Origin of the sequence: Paraburkholderia sp. SECH4 (assembly GCF_030511745.1) — a bacterium.
GTDB lineage: Bacteria > Pseudomonadota > Gammaproteobacteria > Burkholderiales > Burkholderiaceae > Paraburkholderia > Paraburkholderia madseniana.
In genome coordinates this window covers 364,092-380,503 of the sequence record NZ_JALOCP010000002.1, presented here as the reverse complement: position 1 = coordinate 380,503, position 16,412 = coordinate 364,092, and the positions used below count along the sequence as shown (strand labels likewise).

Annotated in this window: 14 protein-coding genes; 8 read left to right on the top strand and 6 right to left on the bottom strand. The window is 62.9% G+C overall.

Annotated features, from left to right (window positions below):
• Positions 1-81: 81 nt before the first annotated feature.
• The 4 genes from radC (at position 82) to nadB (ending at position 3,481) form a co-directional block, all read left to right on the top strand.
• Complete coding sequence (gene radC, locus M0D67_RS04595) at positions 82-981, top strand: DNA repair protein RadC (RefSeq protein WP_266237503.1); 900 nt, start codon at positions 82-84, stop codon at positions 979-981.
• A 241-nt stretch (positions 982-1,222) separates the two neighbouring features.
• Positions 1,223-1,456, top strand: a complete 234-nt coding sequence (gene rpmB / locus M0D67_RS04590) for a 50S ribosomal protein L28 (RefSeq protein WP_007180631.1) — start codon at positions 1,223-1,225, stop codon at positions 1,454-1,456.
• 10 nt (positions 1,457-1,466) lie between these two features.
• Positions 1,467-1,634 (top strand): 50S ribosomal protein L33, encoded by a 168-nt coding sequence (gene rpmG / locus M0D67_RS04585; RefSeq protein ID WP_006050116.1) that lies wholly within the window; start codon positions 1,467-1,469, stop codon positions 1,632-1,634.
• A 248-nt stretch (positions 1,635-1,882) separates the two neighbouring features.
• Positions 1,883-3,481, top strand: coding sequence for an L-aspartate oxidase (gene nadB / locus M0D67_RS04580; protein ID WP_154565878.1), 1,599 nt, complete (start codon positions 1,883-1,885; stop codon positions 3,479-3,481).
• A gap of 84 nt (positions 3,482-3,565) precedes the next feature.
• Here nadB and nadC read toward each other — a convergent pair whose 3' ends face one another.
• The 6 genes from nadC to purN form a co-directional block, all read right to left on the bottom strand.
• The gene (gene nadC, locus M0D67_RS04575) at positions 3,566-4,477 is read right to left on the bottom strand and encodes a carboxylating nicotinate-nucleotide diphosphorylase (protein WP_154565877.1); all 912 of its coding nucleotides are present in this window, start codon (positions 4,475-4,477) and stop codon (positions 3,566-3,568) included.
• Positions 4,477-5,616, bottom strand: a complete 1,140-nt coding sequence (gene nadA / locus M0D67_RS04570; RefSeq protein ID WP_154565876.1) for a quinolinate synthase NadA — start codon at positions 5,614-5,616, stop codon at positions 4,477-4,479. Before nadA ends, nadC begins: the two co-directional genes overlap by 1 nt.
• A gap of 142 nt (positions 5,617-5,758) precedes the next feature.
• Complete coding sequence (locus M0D67_RS04565) at positions 5,759-6,955, bottom strand: fatty acid desaturase (RefSeq protein WP_154565875.1); 1,197 nt, start codon at positions 6,953-6,955, stop codon at positions 5,759-5,761.
• A 203-nt stretch (positions 6,956-7,158) separates the two neighbouring features.
• Positions 7,159-8,514, bottom strand: a complete 1,356-nt coding sequence (locus M0D67_RS04560; RefSeq protein WP_154565874.1) for a mechanosensitive ion channel family protein — start codon at positions 8,512-8,514, stop codon at positions 7,159-7,161.
• A 79-nt stretch (positions 8,515-8,593) separates the two neighbouring features.
• Positions 8,594-9,853 carry an RsmB/NOP family class I SAM-dependent RNA methyltransferase gene (locus M0D67_RS04555; RefSeq protein ID WP_154565873.1) on the bottom strand — a complete coding sequence of 420 codons (1,260 nt, stop codon included), beginning with the start codon at positions 9,851-9,853 and terminating at the stop codon, positions 8,594-8,596.
• A complete protein-coding gene (gene purN / locus M0D67_RS04550; protein WP_093638893.1) occupies positions 9,850-10,503 on the bottom strand; it encodes a phosphoribosylglycinamide formyltransferase in 654 nt (217 codons plus the stop codon). The genes M0D67_RS04555 and purN overlap by 4 nt, the downstream gene beginning before the upstream one ends.
• Before the next feature lie 118 nt (positions 10,504-10,621).
• Between purN and M0D67_RS04545 the strand changes: the two genes are divergently transcribed.
• The 4 genes from M0D67_RS04545 (at position 10,622) to coaBC (ending at position 16,383) form a co-directional block, all read left to right on the top strand.
• Positions 10,622-11,617, top strand: a complete 996-nt coding sequence (locus M0D67_RS04545; protein ID WP_168435941.1) for a bifunctional riboflavin kinase/FAD synthetase — start codon at positions 10,622-10,624, stop codon at positions 11,615-11,617.
• A 170-nt stretch (positions 11,618-11,787) separates the two neighbouring features.
• The gene (gene ileS, locus M0D67_RS04540) at positions 11,788-14,625 is read left to right on the top strand and encodes an isoleucine--tRNA ligase (protein ID WP_266237498.1); all 2,838 of its coding nucleotides are present in this window, start codon (positions 11,788-11,790) and stop codon (positions 14,623-14,625) included.
• Positions 14,625-15,131: a signal peptidase II gene (gene lspA / locus M0D67_RS04535; protein WP_093638890.1), complete on the top strand. Its 507-nt coding sequence runs from the start codon at positions 14,625-14,627 to the stop codon at positions 15,129-15,131. Before ileS ends, lspA begins: the two co-directional genes overlap by 1 nt.
• 37 nt (positions 15,132-15,168) lie before the next feature.
• Entirely contained in the window at positions 15,169-16,383 is a 1,215-nt protein-coding gene (gene coaBC, locus M0D67_RS04530) for a bifunctional phosphopantothenoylcysteine decarboxylase/phosphopantothenate--cysteine ligase CoaBC (protein ID WP_154565870.1), read from the top strand.
• The last annotated feature ends 29 nt before the right edge of the window (positions 16,384-16,412 follow it).

Below are 16,412 nucleotides of genomic sequence, written 5' to 3'. Positions count from 1 at the left end.
ATAGCGGGCGGCGGCTTGGCTCCGTCGCGCGCATCGCGGCTCGGCCGCGCACCGCGCGCCGCCACAAACCCCAACTGGAGGATGCATATCTATATGGCCGACTATGCCTGCACGATAGACGAAGCCGCACTTGAAACGGCCTTGCCGGAGCCCATCGCGCCCGTCGTCGCGCCCGCCATCGCCGCACCCGCTGCACCCGCCCCGGCGTCGCCACGCGCTGGCGCCACAACGGGTCATACCGCGGCCGCAGCCGGCGTCAGCTCCGCGGACGCCACCGCGAACGGCGGCGCCCACCCTGCCCGCTCGCTTGTACGCGGCAAATGGCACAAAAACGACATGCCGCGCGAGCGGCTGATCGAGGAAGGGCCGGGCGTCCTGTCCGACACCGAAATGATCGTACTGGTGCTTGGCGCAGGATTGCCCGGCCACGACGTGTTCGACGTGGCGCGCACACTGCTCGACCGCTTCGGCTCGCTACGCGCCATGCTCGACGCAACTTACTCGGACTTCGACGGCTTGCGCGGCATCGGGCCGGCGAAAAAGGCCCAGTTGATTGCCATCATGGAAATGGCGCGGCGTTCGCTGGTCGATAAAATGCGTGACCGCTCGCTGATGAACTCGCCCGAAGCCGTGCAAGACTATCTGCGCCTGCGCATCGGCGGAAGTCCCCACGAAGTCTTCGTGTCGCTCTTTCTCGACGCCCGCCACCGGCTGATCCGCTGCGAGGAGAGCGCCCGGGGCACACTCACGCGCATGGCCGTCTATCCGCGCGAAATCGTGCGGCGGGCGTTGAGCCTGAATGCGGCCAGCCTGATCGTCGCGCATAATCACCCTTCCGGCGCCGTCCAGCCGAGCGCGAGCGACTGCCGGCTGACGCATACGCTGCGCGAAGCCCTTGCGCTGATCGACGTCCAATTGATCGATCATCTGGTGATCGGCGCGGATCGCACATACTCCTTTGCCCGCGCCGGCTGGCCGTGACACGGTGCGAACCAGGGTCGCGGCAACGTCGTGCCGAGTTCGGCATCGCAAATAAGGTTTGATTTTGCGGCTTTTTTTCTGCTAGAATTCCGGTTTGCCTATTTCCAACCCCCTGTTCCGAAGCCACCAAGGCGTTCCGGAAAGGAAACGTGCCTCGAGTTTCAATAAACTCTCAGCGCGGCTCTTTTCGGGAAACTTTCACGGCGTTCGAACTCAGAATTAGCGTATTAGGAGTGCTCTCATGGCACGCGTATGCCAAGTAACTGGGAAAGCGCCGATGAGCGGCAACAACGTTTCCCACGCGAACAACAAAACCAAGCGCCGGTTCCTGCCGAACCTGCAAAACCGCCGTATTTGGGTGGAAAGCGAAAACCGTTGGGTGCGTCTGCGCGTTTCGAACGCCGGCCTGCGCCTGATCGACAAGAACGGTATCGACGCTGTGCTCGCAGATCTGCGCGCACGCGGTGAAGCCTAAGGAGTAAATCATGGCGAAAGGCGCACGCGACAAGATCAAGTTGGAATCGACCGCAGGCACGGGTCACTTCTATACGACGACGAAGAACAAACGCAACATGCCGGAAAAGATGCTGATCAAGAAATTTGATCCGGTCGTCCGTAAGCACGTTGACTACAAGGAAACCAAGATTAAATAAATCTTGGCTCCTGCCTGACGAAGGCAAAAAGATTTGCAAAAAAGCCTCGCATTCGTGCGGGGCTTTTTTGTTTTCAACGTCCCAATATCGCGCTGATTAGCTGCCCTTTAGCTGTCCTTTCGCTGCCAGGACAGTCTTATCCCGTTCGGCTAGCTTTCCCTCATTCGTCGCGACGCGTATCCTTTCTCGTTTTAGCGGCATGCACACAGCATGGCGTCACGGCAAAACGAAAGACGGAGATGCAGGCGATGGAATTCGATGTAGCGATTGTCGGTAGCGGTCTGGCGGGCTTGAGCGTCGCGCTCAACCTCGCGGAGACCCGGCGGGTTGCGGTGGTCGCCAAGCGATCGATGACCGAAGGCGCGAGCGATTGGGCGCAAGGCGGGATCGCCGCCGTTCTGGATTCGGCAGACAGCGTCGAAAACCACGTGCGCGACACGCTGATCGCCGGTGGCGGCCTGTGCGACGAGACGGCGACGCGTTTTATCGTCGAGCATGGGCGCGCTGCGATCGAATGGCTAATCGAGCAAGGCGTGCCGTTCACCAAAGACGACGCCGCCGAACTTGGCTTCCATCTGACACGCGAAGGCGGCCACAGCCATCGCCGGATCATTCATGCTGCGGATGCAACGGGCCATGCAGTGGTCACCACGCTCAGCGAACGCGTACGCCGCCATCCGAACATCACCCTGCTCGAGGACCACTACGCGATCGACCTGATCACGTCCGACCGTCTCGGTCTGCCGGGGCGTCGCTGCCACGGTTTGTATGCACTCGATCTGCAAAGCGGCCGCACCGTCACAATCGAAGCGCCGCATACCGTGCTCGCCACCGGCGGCGCCGGCAAGGTCTATCTGTACACCACCAACCCCGACACCGCGACCGGCGACGGCATCGCAATGGCCTGGCGCGCCGGCTGCCGCGTGTCGAACATGGAATTCATCCAGTTCCATCCCACCTGCCTGTTCCATCCTTATGCGAAGTCGTTCCTGATCTCAGAGGCCGTGCGCGGCGAGGGCGGCATTCTGAAGCTGCCGGATGGCACGCGCTTCATGCCGAACCACGACGAACGCGCCGAACTCGCGCCGCGCGACATCGTCGCGCGTGCGATCGACTTCGAGATCAAGAAACGCGGCATCGATTGCGTCTATCTCGACATCAGCCATCAGCCGCCCGAATTCCTGCGCGAGCACTTCCCGACGATTCTGGCCCGCTGCCTGGAATTCGGCATCGACATCACCAAAGAGCCGATTCCGGTTGTGCCCGCCGCGCACTACACGTGCGGCGGTGTCGTGACTGACCTGGCCGGCAGGACTGATCTCGCGGGCCTCTATGCGGTCGGTGAAACGTCATGCACAGGCCTGCACGGTGCGAACCGGCTTGCCAGCAATTCCTTGCTCGAGTGTCTCGTGATCGGACGCTCCGCCGCGCAAGCCATCGAGGAAGAAGGCTTCAGCGCCGCCGTCCACGCGCCGCTGCCTGACTGGGACGAAAGCCGTGTGTCCGATCCGGACGAAGAAGTGGTGGTCGCGCACAACTGGGATGAACTGCGCCGTTTGATGTGGAACTACGTCGGCATCGTGCGGACGGACAAGCGGCTCGCCCGGGCCAAGCATCGGCTTGCCTTGCTTCGTGACGAGATTCACGAGTATTACGCGAACTTCAAGGTGAGCCGCGATTTGCTTGAATTGCGCAATCTGGTCGACGTAGCGTCGTTGATTGTCGAAGGTGCTCGCTCACGGCGTGAAAGCCGTGGCTTGCATTTCAGCCGTGATTGGCCGGCCACGTTGCCTAAAGCGCTGCCGACGGTGCTGTCGCCGGAGCATGTGCGTAACCGCAACGTGTGATTTCTGAAGCTGAAGTGAAAAAGCCATCGCCGGTTTCCCAGCGATGGCTTTTTCATGGATTGCGAACGCTTAAGCGTGCGCGGCTCAGACGATTCGCATCGAGTAATCCGTTGCACGCACATCTTTGGTCAGCGCACCGATCGACACGCGGTCGACACCCGTTTCCGCGATGGTACGCACCGTCTCGAAGTTCACACCGCCAGACACCTCCAGCACCGCCCGCCCTGCCGTGATACGCACTGCTTCACGCATCGCGTCGAACGAAAAGTTGTCCAGCAGAATGGATTGGGCGCGATGCGCCAACGCGGTTTCCAACTGCGCCAGCGTTTCGACTTCGATCTGGATCGGCACGCCCGCATTCAGCGCGAGCGCCGCATCCATTGCGGCATCGACGCCGCCCGCCGCGGCGATGTGGTTTTCCTTGATAAGAATGCCGTCGTACAAAGCGAGCCGCTGATTCGCCCCGCCGCCCACGCGCACCGCGTATTTCTGTGCGAGCCGCAAGCCCGGCAAGGTCTTACGTGTATCGAGAATGCGCGTTTGGGTGTGGGCAATTGCGTCGACATAGCGGCGCGTTGCGCTCGCCACGCCCGACAGCAGTTGCAGGAAATTCAACGCATTGCGTTCAGCAGTCAACAGCGCACGGACAGGGCCACGCAGCTCGCAGATCGGCATATCCGCCGTCATCCGATCGCCCTCGCGATAACGCCACTGCACATCGATACGCGGATCGACCTGGCGCATCACCGCGTTGAACCAGAGCACGCCGCACAGCACGGCATCTTCGCGCACGATGATGCGCGCATCACGCACGTCGTCTGCAGGGACAAGGCGGCCGGTCTGATCGCCTGCGCCAACATCTTCGGCCAGCGCGTCGGCGACGTTGCGCGCCAGCGCAGCATCGAATGCAGCGCCATACTGCGCATGAATCTCCGCGAACAGCGGCGACACCGCCTCGACCTGATTGCGCTCAACTGCCCCTTCAACCGCCCCCATTACGCCGCTCCCACGTTCGAATACAGTTGCGCGTCGCGTGCGAGATCGCCGCTGGCTTGCACGCGTTTCTTGTGACGCGCCGCGAAGTCGAGCATCCGGTCGATCGGCAGACGCGCCCGTTCGCCGATCGCTCGATCGACGAAGATTTCGTTGTGGCCGCGTTCGAGCACCTCGGCCAGATTGGCGAGGCCGTTCATCGCCATCCACGGGCAATGCGCGCAGCTCTTGCAGGTCGCGCTGTTGCCGGCCGTCGGCGCGGCGATCAACGTCTTGCCCGGCGCGGCGAGCTGCATCTTGTGCAGAATGCCGAGATCGGTCGCCACGATGAAATGCGTCGCGTCAAGTTTTTGCGCGGCGTCGATCAACTGCGTGGTCGAGCCGACCACGTCCGCTTGCGCGACCACGTTAGCCGGCGACTCCGGATGCACCAAAACTTTCGCGTCCGGATACTCGGCGCGCAGCAGATCGAGTTCAATGCCCTTGAATTCGTCGTGCACGAGACACGAGCCCTGCCACAGCAGCATGTCCGCGCCCGTCTTGCTCTGGATATAGCTACCGAGATGCCGATCTGGCGCCCAGATGATCTTTTCGCCGCGTGCGTGCAGATCGGCAACGATTTCCAGCCCGATCGACGACGTCACCATCCAGTCCGCCCGAGCCTTGACGGCCGCACTGGTGTTCGCGTACACGACCACCGTGCGATCCGGGTGCGCGTCGCAGAACGCCGAGAATTCATCGACCGGACAGCCGAGGTCGAGCGAACAGGTCGCGTCGAGATCCGGCATCAGAATGCGCTTGTCCGGACTCAGGATTTTCGCGGTCTCACCCATGAAGCGCACGCCCGCCACCACCAGCGTTTGCGCCTCGTGATCGCGGCCGAAGCGCGCCATTTCCAGCGAGTCGGCCACGCAACCGCCGGTTTCGTCGGCGAGTTCCTGCAGTTCCGCGTCGACGTAGTAGTGCGCAACGAGCACGGCTTTCTCGCGCTTAAGCAATGCGCGGATGCGTTCCTTCAACTCCACCTTCTGTTCCGCCGACGGCACGTCGGGCACCTTCGCCCAAGCCTGCCCGATCCCGCAGGTCGTGCCCTGCGCCTGTGGCCGGTCGTATTCGACGGTCCTGATCGTCTGCTGATCCATGATCTCCTCTGCCTTCGCTCTGCCGCCGCGGACTGTCAATCGCGTGTCGTTGAAATTGCCGCGGCCCAAAAAGCAAAACCCCGCCAACGCGGGGTTTTGTGACGTAACGAAATTTTAATAGATTTCGCGCTCAGGCATACGATCAGGCATAACGGCGCAGGCGCATCGCAAAGTCTTGCAGTGCTTTGATACCGCTCTGTTCCGCCCGATGACACCAGTCTTGCAACTGAATCAGCAGTTGATCACGCGACGCATTCGAGCGCTCCCACATCGCCGCCAGTTCATTGCGCATGTCGATGTAGGTCTTGAGCTTCTGGCTGTTCGCGAAGATCTGCGGCAACTGGCGCTTCTGCGGTTCATCGAGACCCGCTTCTTCCTTGTGGAACCAGCTACGCGCACCGCGCATCACCTGATACTTCTCGCGCGCGCCCACTTCCTTCAGATGCGCCAGTTCCTGGCGATATGCGCGCTTGAGCGCCTTGCCGTAACGCGCCATCACTTCGTAGCGGTTTGCCAGCACGGCTTGCAACGTGTCCTGATCGAGCACCAGCTTGCCAGTGGTCAGACGCGGCGTAGGCGCGATCTTCTTCACCTTGGCCAGACGGAACGCCGACATGATGCGGATGTACATCCAGCCGATGTCGAACTCGTACCACTTGTTCGACAGCTTGGCCGACGTCGCATACGTGTGGTGGTTGTTATGCAGCTCTTCACCGCCAATGATGATGCCCCACGGGAAGATGTTGGTGCTGGCATCCGACGAGTTGAAGTTGCGGTAGCCCCACCAGTGCGCGAGGCCGTTCACCACGCCTGCTGCCCAGAACGGGATCCACACCATCTGCACGGCCCAGATCGTCAGGCCGACGACGCCGAACAGCGCGACGTTCAGCACCATCATCAGGCTCACGCCGAGGATCGGGTACTTGGTGTAGACGTTGCGTTCCATCCAGTCATTCGGCGTGCCGTGACTGAACTTGCGCATCGTTTCTTCATTCTTGGCTTCGGAACGGTACAGTTCCGCGCCTTCGAGCAGCACCTTCCAGATGCCGCGCGTTTGCGGGCTGTGCGGATCTTCTTCGGTCTCGCACTTGGCGTGGTGCTTACGGTGAATCGCGGCCCATTGGCCGGTCAGCATACCGGTGGTCATCCACAACCAGAAACGGAAAAAATGACTGACGATCGGATGCAGCTCCAGCGCACGGTGCGCCTGGCAGCGATGCAGATAGACCGTTACGCCAATGATCGTGATGTGCGTCGCGACCAGCGTGTACAGCACAAGTTGCCACCACGAGAAGTGCAGCAAACCGTGAGCAAGGAAATCGAGCAAGGAATTCAACAAGGCAATTTACCTGTGGAACAAGAGACGCCAGACACACGCGAAATGCGCGTGTCAAGAAAGTGAAAGCATACAGCGGGATTGGACGATATTCTACTTGAAGCGTTCCAAGTGTTTGTAACAAATAGGGATTTTTTGTGCGGTATCAACCAGATGGAACGCGCCGGCGGTCTTTTTTGGACCCGCCGGCGGGTTCGAAGTGCCCGTCAGTGGGCGCTGTCGGCCTGATTGGCCACGGGAGCAGTCATTGTTACCGCTTGCGGCATGGCGTCGCTGACGTTGCCGACGATTCGCACTTCGCGTTGCGAGAAAGGAATTGCGATGTCGTGTTCGGAGAACAGACGCCAGATGTTGCGATTGACGGCCGAGCGCACGCCTGACGTGCCTGTTGCCGCGTCTTCGATCCAGAAACCCAGTTCGAGGTTGATGCCGTCGGGGCCGAAACCAACCAGATAAGGCGTAGGCGCCGGTTCCTGCAGCACCCGCGCGACGCCCTGTGCGGCCTCGGCGAGCAACGCCATCGCCTGCTCGACGTCGGTGGAGTAGGCGACCTGCACGGCCGCCTTGGCGTAGCCGCGCGTCAAATAGGACGACTGGTTCTGCACCACGTCCGTAATCAGCTTTTCGTTCGGAATCAGCGTTTCGATGCCGTCGAGGCCGCGCACCACCGTATAACGCGTGCGGATCTGCGTGACCATGCCCTGCAAGCCGCTGACATTGATGGTGTCGCCGATGCGCAGCGAGCGGTCGATCAGGATGATGAAGCCCGAGACGTAGTTGCTGGCGATCTTCTGCAAGCCGAACCCGAGCCCGACACCCAGCGCGCCGCCGAACACACCGAGCACCGTGATGTCGATGCCGACCAGCGACAGGCTGATCAACACCGCCGCCAGCACGAACGCAGCACGCCCGACTCGCGCCACCACCACCTTGAGGTTGGCGTCGAGCGTCTTGGAGCGCATCAGACGGTCTTCGAACGTGGCGCCGAGCCACATCGCAACGATCATCGTCACGCACACCCACAGAAGCCCCGTGGTAAGCGAAAGCAGCGTCATGTGCGCATTCGCGACCCGGAAGCGCACACTGCCCATCCAGGTGATCACGTCGTCCTGGATGCCCATCACGGTGAGCACCATGCCGATCCAGACGACCAGCGAAACGATTTTCTCGACGAGGAACAGCCACGGATGGTTCGAGCCGTCCTGACTGAAAACCCGCCGCGCGAAGAAAAACACGATGTAAATCAGACCGATACCGAACAGCGGCACCAGCGCCAGATCGAGCAGCGCGGTGTGCATGAACGGGCCGGTGATCGCCTGCGCAAGCCACACGAACGCCGCACCAATCAGCGGAAAGAACGCGCGGTTCAGGCTTTCCGCGCCGAAACGCAAGGTCTGGTAACGCGTCTGGCGCCGCAGATCGAGGGTGCGGCGCAACAGGCGCGCGAGCAGCCAGGCAATGCCGAGCGTCACGAGCAGGACGCCGACCTGCCACAGCATCACCGGCTGGCCGAAGTCGCGCGCGAGGTCGCCGAACATATGAGGGAAAATGCGGTTTTGCATGATGTCGCCGAAATCGCCGGAGCAGCGGGGTTCAGTTCAGAAAAGAAACCCGTTTGCGCCGGCAGACAGCCGGTTGCGTTTAGCTCTGGCGTTCCAGCACGGCTGCGAAGAAGCCGTCGGTAGCGTGGCGGTGCGGCCACAGCGACAGGTAATCGCCCATTTCCAGGTCGATGCGCTGCTCGGCGAGCACGTCGCGCGCCGGCACCAATGCGAAGTCCGGATGGTCGGCGAGGAACTGCTGCACGACGGCTTCGTTTTCCGCTTCCAGAATCGAGCAGGTTGCGTAGACGAGACGGCCGCCCTTCTTCACCAGACGCGAGGCACTGGCCAGAATCGACGCCTGCTTCGGCGCCAGTTCGGCGACCGATTCCGGCGACTGGCGCCACTTCAGGTCCGGGTTACGACGCAGCGTACCGAGGCCGCTGCACGGCGCGTCGACCAGCACGCGGTCGATCTTGCCGGCCAGACGCTTGATCTTGGCGTCGTGTTCACTGTCGATCAGCACCGGATTCACGTTCGACAGCCCGCTGCGCGCGAGGCGCGGCTTGAGCTTGGCCAAACGCCGCTCGGAGACGTCGAAGGCGTACAGACGCCCGGTGGAACGCATCGCCGCGCCCAGTGCCAGCGTCTTGCCGCCGGCGCCCGCGCAGAAGTCCACGATCATTTCGCCGCGCTTGGGGGCGACCAGCGAACACAGTAACTGGCTGCCCTCGTCCTGAACTTCGACCCAGCCGTGCTGGAACGCGTCGAGCTTGGTCAGCGGCGGCTTGCCGACCACCCGCACGCCGAACGGTGCGAAAGGCGTCGCGCCACCTTCGATGCCTGCCTTCGACAGCGCGTTCAGCACGTCGTCGCGGCTTGCCTTGATCGGGTTCGCGCGCAGGTCCAGCGGCGCCGGATAATTCAGCGCGGCGGCCAGCTGCGCAAGTTCCGCAGGTTCGAAGCGCTTCGCGAGCGCCTGATAGATCCAGTCGGGCAGATTCAGGCGAATCCGCAGCGGCAGGCTTTCAGGGTCGATCTTCGCGACGTGTTCGAGCCAGTGCGATTCGGTGTCCGACAAGAACGGCTTGAGGGCCGTGCGGCCGGCCGTTTGCATCAGTCCCAGCAAGGCCATGCGGCGCGCCGGGCTGCCCGCGCCGCCTTCGGCCAGATGGGCGAATTCCATCCGGCGGCGCAGGACGGCGAAGACCGCCTCGGCGATCACGCCGCGCTCGCCGTGCCCGAGCTTCGGATGCGCGCGGAAAAAGCGGCTCGTCGTGGCGTCGGCCGGACCGTTCAGCTTCAGGACTTCAGCCAGCAAAGTCTCGGTTTGTCCAATCAAAAAACCATGTAATCTCATGCGCCCTCTCCGGCGGTGTGACCGGCAAAGAGCCATTGCGGCTCCGGCGGCGTAAGCGTGACACGCAAGCCGTCGAGAGCAAGACGCCCTTCGACGAACCAGCGCACCGCGCGTGGATAGATAATGTGTTCAGTTGCCAGCACGCGTTCGGCGAGCGTGGCGGGGGTGTCGCCGGCCTCAACGGGGACGGCAGCCTGCGCGACGATCGGCCCGTGATCCAGCTGCGACGTGACAAAATGCACCGACGCGCCGTGCAGCCGCACGCCGGCGTCAAGTGCCTGTTGATGGGTTTTCAGGCCCGGAAAGCTCGGCAGCAGCGACGGATGCACGTTCAGCATGCGCCCGGCGTAATGGTCGACGAAACCGGCCGTGAGCACCCGCATGAAGCCGGCGAGCACGACGAGATCAGGCGCGAAGCTGTCGATTTCTTGCGCCAGCGCGGCGTCGAAGCTGTCGCGATCGGGAAACTGGCGGTGGTCGACCACCGCCGTGGCAATGCCGTGCGACGCAGCGAACGCAAGGCCCGCGGCGTCAGGACGGTTGGCAATCACAGCGGCGACTTGCGCCGCCCAGCCTTCGTCCGCGCAGGCGCGAATGATAGCTTCCATGTTGCTTCCCCGTCCGGAAATCAGGATGACGAGTTTTTTCATCCGCGGATTTTATCATTCGGGGGACACTGAAACGGCGACGCGCCGCCGTCTCGTGCGCTGAGCGTTTATAATCGTTTGTTTTGCGGCATCTCGGCCGCCCTACCTCAAACCCGCTATCGTGAGAGTCTTCCGCGGTCTTCCCAATGCCGAAAGCCGTGCGCCCTGCGCACTGACCATCGGCAACTTCGACGGTGTCCACCGCGGCCATCAGGCTTTGCTCGCCCACGTCCGGGCCGCCGCCGATGCACGCGGCCTGCCCGTCTGCGTGATGACCTTCGAGCCGCACCCGCGCGAGTTCTTCAACCCCGCTGGCGCGCCGCCGCGAATCGCCATGCTGCGCGACAAGCTTGAAGCGCTGCGCACCAACGGCGTCGACCGGGTCGTGGTCGAGCATTTCAATCACACCTTCGCGAGCCAGTCGCCGGATACGTTTGTCGAACGGATCATCGTCAACGGGCTGCATGCTCGCTGGGTGATGATCGGCGACGACTTCCGCTATGGCGCCAAGCGCGCGGGCGATTTCGCCTCGCTCAAGGCCGCGGGTCAACAGCACGGTTTCGAAGTCGAGCAGATGGCAACGGTGGCCGATCCGTCCGGCGCGCGCATTTCCAGCTCGGGCGTGCGCACGGCGCTGGTAGCGGGCGATCTCGATTCGGCGCGTGCCGCGCTGGGCCGCGATTACCTGATCAGCGGCCACGTCGTGCATGGCATGAAGCTCGGCCGCGACCTCGGTTTCCCCACGCTCAATCTGCCGATCGCGCACAAGCGCCCGGCACTGGCCGGCATTTTCGTGGTGCGCGTGCATGGCGTGGCGGACGAGCCGTTGCCGGGCGTCGCCAGCCTCGGCCTGCGCCCCACCGTCGACGATTCCGGCCGCGTGCTGCTCGAAGTACACCTGCTCGACTGGCACGGCGATGCGTATGGCAAACTCGTGCGCGTCGAATTCCTGAAAAAGCTGCGTGACGAGGAAAAGTACGTCGACCTCGAAACGCTGACCGCCGCCATCGCGCGCGACGTCGCCAATGCGCGCGCGTGGTTCGCGGCCGTCGGCGCCGGCACGCCGGGCAGCCGTTCCACCGGTTTCGCCACCTCGGCCACCGACCGAATTAGATAGCCGCCGCGGTACATGCGAGCGCGCTGAAGCGCTGCATGTACCCACTGCTGCGCGCATCGAAGGGCGTCCGTGGATCACGCGACATGCCTGCCGGGCGCGCCCAACGCCCTGCGCATCTTGCGCATACCGCAGCCTCGCTGCGCTTAGAAAGAATTCACCGCGACCTCATCATGAGCAACAAGAAAGCCGATTCGAAACCGCAGTCACGCTACCCGGTCAACCTGCTCGACACGCCGTTCCCGATGCGTGGCGACCTGCCCAAGCGCGAGCCGCAATGGGTCAAGGAATGGCAGGAACGCAAGGTCTACGAGACGATCCGCGCGGCCAGCAAAGGCCGTAAGAAGTTCATCCTGCACGACGGCCCGCCGTATGCGAACGGCGACATCCACCTCGGCCACGCGGTCAACAAGATCCTCAAGGACATGATCGTCAAGGCACGCAATCTGGCGGGCTTCGACGCGGTCTACGTGCCGGGCTGGGATTGCCACGGCATGCCGATCGAAATCCAGATCGAAAAGCAGTTCGGCAAGTCGCTGCCGGCCGCCGAAGTGATGCAGAAGGCGCGCGCCTACGCGACCGAACAGATCGAGAAGCAGAAGGTCGGCTTCCGCCGTCTGGGCGTGCTCGGCGACTGGGACAACCCGTACAAGACCATGAACTTCACGAATGAAGCCGGCGAAATCCGCGCGCTCGCGAAGATCATGGAAAAGGGTTACGTCTTCCGCGGCCTAAAGCCGGTCAACTGGTGTTTCGACTGCGGCTCGGCGTTGGCCGAAGCGGAAGTCGAGTACAAGGACAAGACGGATCCGACCATCGACGTGCTGTTCAGCTTCGCCGAGCCGGAGAAGACCGCGCAGGCGTTCGGCCTGAATGCGCTGCCGCGCAACGAAGGCGGCATCGTGATCTGGACCACCACGCCGTGGACCATCCCCGCCAACCAGGCGCTGAACCTGCATCCGGAAATCGTCTACGCGCTGGTCGATACACCGCGCGGTTTGCTGATCCTGGCCGAAGAGCGCGTTGAAGCTTGCCTGAAACTGTACGGAGTGGAAGGCACGGTCATCGCGACCACGCCGGGCGCGAAGCTCGTCAACCTGCGCTTCAATCATCCGCTCGCCTCCGCGCATCCGGCCTACAAGCGCACGGCGCCGGTTTATCTCGGCGACTATGTGACGACCGAAACGGGTACGGGTGTGGTGCACTCGTCGCCGGCGTATGGCGTGGAAGACTTTGTGTCCTGCAAGTCGCACGGCATGGCCGATTCGGACATCATCAACCCGGTGATGGGCGACGGCCGTTATATCGAATCGCTCGCGCTGTTCGGCGGTCTGTCGATCTGGGCGGCCAATCCGCAGATCGTCGAAGCCCTGCAAGCAGCCGGCTCGCTGCTGCGCACCGAGAAGTACACGCACAGCTACATGCACTGCTGGCGCCACAAGACGCCGATCATCTACCGCGCGACCTCGCAATGGTTCGCCGGCATGGACGTGAAGCCGAACGACACCGACAAGACGCTGCGCGAGACCGCGCTCGAAGGCATCGAGAACACCGCCTTTTATCCGTCGTGGGGCAAGCAGCGCCTGTTCAGCATGATCGCCAACCGCCCGGACTGGACGCTGTCGCGTCAGCGTCAATGGGGCGTGCCGATGGCGTTCTTCGTGCACAAGGAAACCGGCGAGCTGCATCCGCGCACGCTGGAATTGCTCGAAGAAGTCGCGCAACGCGTCGAGAAGGCCGGCATCGAAGCGTGGCAAACGCTCGACCCGCGCGAACTGCTCGGCGACGACGCCAACATGTACGAAAAGAACCGCGACACGCTCGACGTCTGGTTCGATTCGGGCACCACGCACTGGCACGTGCTGCGCGGCTCGCATAAAGACGAACTGCAATTCCCGGCTGACCTGTATCTGGAAGGCTCGGACCAGCACCGTGGCTGGTTCCACTCGTCGCTCTTGACCGCTTCGATGCTCGACGGCCGCCCGCCCTACAACGCGCTGCTCACGCACGGCTTCACCGTCGACGGCGAAGGCCGCAAGATGAGCAAGTCGCTCGGCAACGGTATCGACCCGCATGAAGTGGCGAACCGCCTTGGCGCGGAAATCATCCGTCTGTGGATCGCCTCGACCGATTACTCGGGTGAACTGGCGATCTCCGAAGAGATCCTGAAGCGCGTGACGGAAGGTTATCGCCGCATCCGCAACACGCTGCGCTTCCTGCTCGCGAACCTGTCGGACTTCGACTTCGCGCAACACGCGCGTCCGGTCGAAGACTGGCTCGAGATCGACCGTTACGCGGTGGCGCTATCGGCGAACCTGCAAAACGACATCCTCTCGCACTACGACAAGTACGAGTTCCACCCGGTGGTCGCGAAGCTGCAGACGTTCTGCTCGGAAGACCTGGGCGGCTTCTATCTGGACGTGCTGAAAGACCGTCTGTACACCACGGCGGCTGACTCCGTCGCACGCCGCTCGGCTCAGACCGCGCTGTATCACATCGCACACGGTCTGCTGCGCCTAATGGCGCCGTTCCTGTCGTTCACCGCCGAAGAAGCGTGGAAGATCTTCTCGCCGAACAGCGAAACGATCTTCACCGAGACCTATCACGCGTTCCCGGCGGTGCCGGAAGCGGGTGATCTGCTCGACAAATGGACGCTGCTGCGCGCCGCGCGTAGCGACGTAACCAAGGCGCTGGAAGAAGCACGCGTTGCGAACCTGATCGGTTCGTCGCTGCAGGCGGAAGTCGAAATCCGCGCGAGCGGCGCGCGTTACGACGCGCTCACGAGCCTCGGCGACGACCTGAAGTTCGTGCTGATCACGTCGGCGGCGACCGTCGTCAAGGTCGACAGCGAAGCGGAAGAAGGCGTCGAAGTGATCGCCTCGAAGTATCTGAAGTGCGAACGCTGCTGGCACTACCGCGCGGACGTTGGCGCCAATGCCGAGCACCCCACCCTGTGCGGCCGCTGCTTCAGCAATCTGTTCGGCAACGGTGAAGCGAGGAGCGCGGCATAATGGCGAAAACCATGTCGAAATCGTCAGCCGCCGGTGGTTCGCTGGCGCCGTGGCTCGGTGTCGCGCTGATCGTGATCCTGTTCGATCAGCTCACCAAAATCGCGGTCCAGAAGGTGTTCGCCTACGGTGTTCCGCATGAGGTCGCGCCGTTTTTCAACCTGATCCTCGTGTACAACCGCGGCGCCGCCTTCAGCTTCCTGGCGATGGCGGGCGGCTGGCAGCGCTGGGCGTTCACCGCGCTCGGCGTGGTCGCGGCGCTGGTGATCTGCTATCTGCTCAAGCGCCACGGCGGGCAGAAGATGTTCTGCACGGCGCTCGCGCTGATTCTGGGCGGCGCGCTCGGCAATGTGATCGACCGGCTGGCGTACGGCCATGTGATCGACTTTCTCGATTTTCACGTGCGCACGTGGCACTGGCCGGCGTTCAATCTCGCCGACAGCGCGATCACGATCGGTGCGATCCTGCTCGTGCTCGACGAGTTGCGGCGCGTGCGCGGCTCGCGCTAACGAGTATAGGTAGACCACGCTTTGTCGGAGGCTTTCGTTGGCAACCGCAGAACTCGCAGGAAAACACCTCGTCCTCGGCATGACGGGCGGCATTGCCTGCTACAAGATCGCCGAACTCACGCGTCTGTTGACCAAGGCCGGCGCGACCGTGCAGGTCGTCATGACCGAAGCGGCCACGCAGTTCATCACCCCCGTTACGATGCAGGCGCTGTCCGGCCGGCCGGTCTACACGAGCCAGTGGGACGCTCGCGTGCCGAACAACATGGCGCACATCGATCTCTCGCGTGAAGCCGACGCGATCGTCATTGCACCCGCCTCTACCGACTTCCTCGCCAAACTCGCGCACGGCATGGCCGACGACCTGCTGTCGACGCTGTGTGTAGCACGCGATTGTCCGCTGCTCGTCGTGCCGGCGATGAACCGGCAGATGTGGCAGAACCCGGCCACCCAACGCAACGTCACGCAACTGCGCGCGGACGGCATTGAAGTGCTCGGTCCCGATTCGGGTCCGCAAGCGTGCGGCGAAGTCGGCGACGGGCGCATGCTCGAAGCGGCCGCGACTTACGAAGCGATCGCGTCATTCTTCTCGCCGAAGATCCTCTCCGGCCGCCGCGTGTTGCTGACCGCCGGCCCGACTTTCGAACCGCTCGATCCGGTGCGCGGCATCACCAATCGTTCGAGCGGCAAGATGGGCTTTGCGCTGGCGCGCGCCGCGCAACAAGCCGGCGCCGAGGTACATCTGGTCGCTGGTCCGGTGGCGCTGGAAACGCCGTGGGGCGTGTTCCGCCAAGACGTGCAAACCGCGCAGCAAATGCACGATGCGGTGATGCGCTCGGTCGCCGACGCCGACATCTTCATCGGCGTGGCCGCGGTGGCCGACTGGCGCGTCGATCACGCCAGCGAACACAAGATCAAGAAGACTGCCGAGCGCGCGCTGCCCACCTTCACGTTCGTCGAGAATCCGGACATTCTGGCAGCGATTGCCAAGCTGCAGCATCCGCCGTTCACAGTCGGTTTCGCGGCCGAGAGCGGCGACCTCGAAGTGCACGGCGAAGAAAAGCGCATGCGCAAGAACGTGCCTTTATTGATCGGCAATCTCGGTCCACTGACCTTCGGCATGGACGATAACGAAGTCATCCTGTTCGAAGCGGCAGGTGCCACCAAGCTGCCGCGCGCCGACAAGCAGACGCTCGCGCGCGCATTGATCGTAGAAATTGCCAGGCGTCTGCCCGACACAAGTCTGATTCGCTAAAGCCGCGCGCGGCGGCGCATGTTGCATTC

Bases quoted from the DNA above. Each gene is read 5' to 3' on its own strand.
- radC (WP_266237503.1), top strand. From the start codon at position 82: ATGCATATCTATATGGCCGACTATGCCTGCACGATAGACGAAGCCGCA.
- purN (WP_093638893.1), bottom strand. From the start codon at position 10,503: ATGAAAAAACTCGTCATCCTGATTTCCGGACGGGGAAGCAACATGGAA.
- ileS (WP_266237498.1), top strand. From the start codon at position 11,788: ATGAGCAACAAGAAAGCCGATTCGAAACCGCAGTCACGCTACCCGGTC.
- M0D67_RS04560 (WP_154565874.1), bottom strand. From the start codon at position 8,514: ATGCAAAACCGCATTTTCCCTCATATGTTCGGCGACCTCGCGCGCGAC.
- nadB (WP_154565878.1), top strand. From the start codon at position 1,883: ATGGAATTCGATGTAGCGATTGTCGGTAGCGGTCTGGCGGGCTTGAGC.
- M0D67_RS04555 (WP_154565873.1), bottom strand. From the start codon at position 9,853: ATGAGATTACATGGTTTTTTGATTGGACAAACCGAGACTTTGCTGGCT.
- rpmG (WP_006050116.1), top strand. From the start codon at position 1,467: ATGGCGAAAGGCGCACGCGACAAGATCAAGTTGGAATCGACCGCAGGC.
- nadC (WP_154565877.1), bottom strand. From the start codon at position 4,477: ATGGGGGCGGTTGAAGGGGCAGTTGAGCGCAATCAGGTCGAGGCGGTG.
- nadA (WP_154565876.1), bottom strand. From the start codon at position 5,616: ATGGATCAGCAGACGATCAGGACCGTCGAATACGACCGGCCACAGGCG.
- rpmB (WP_007180631.1), top strand. From the start codon at position 1,223: ATGGCACGCGTATGCCAAGTAACTGGGAAAGCGCCGATGAGCGGCAAC.
- lspA (WP_093638890.1), top strand. From the start codon at position 14,625: ATGGCGAAAACCATGTCGAAATCGTCAGCCGCCGGTGGTTCGCTGGCG.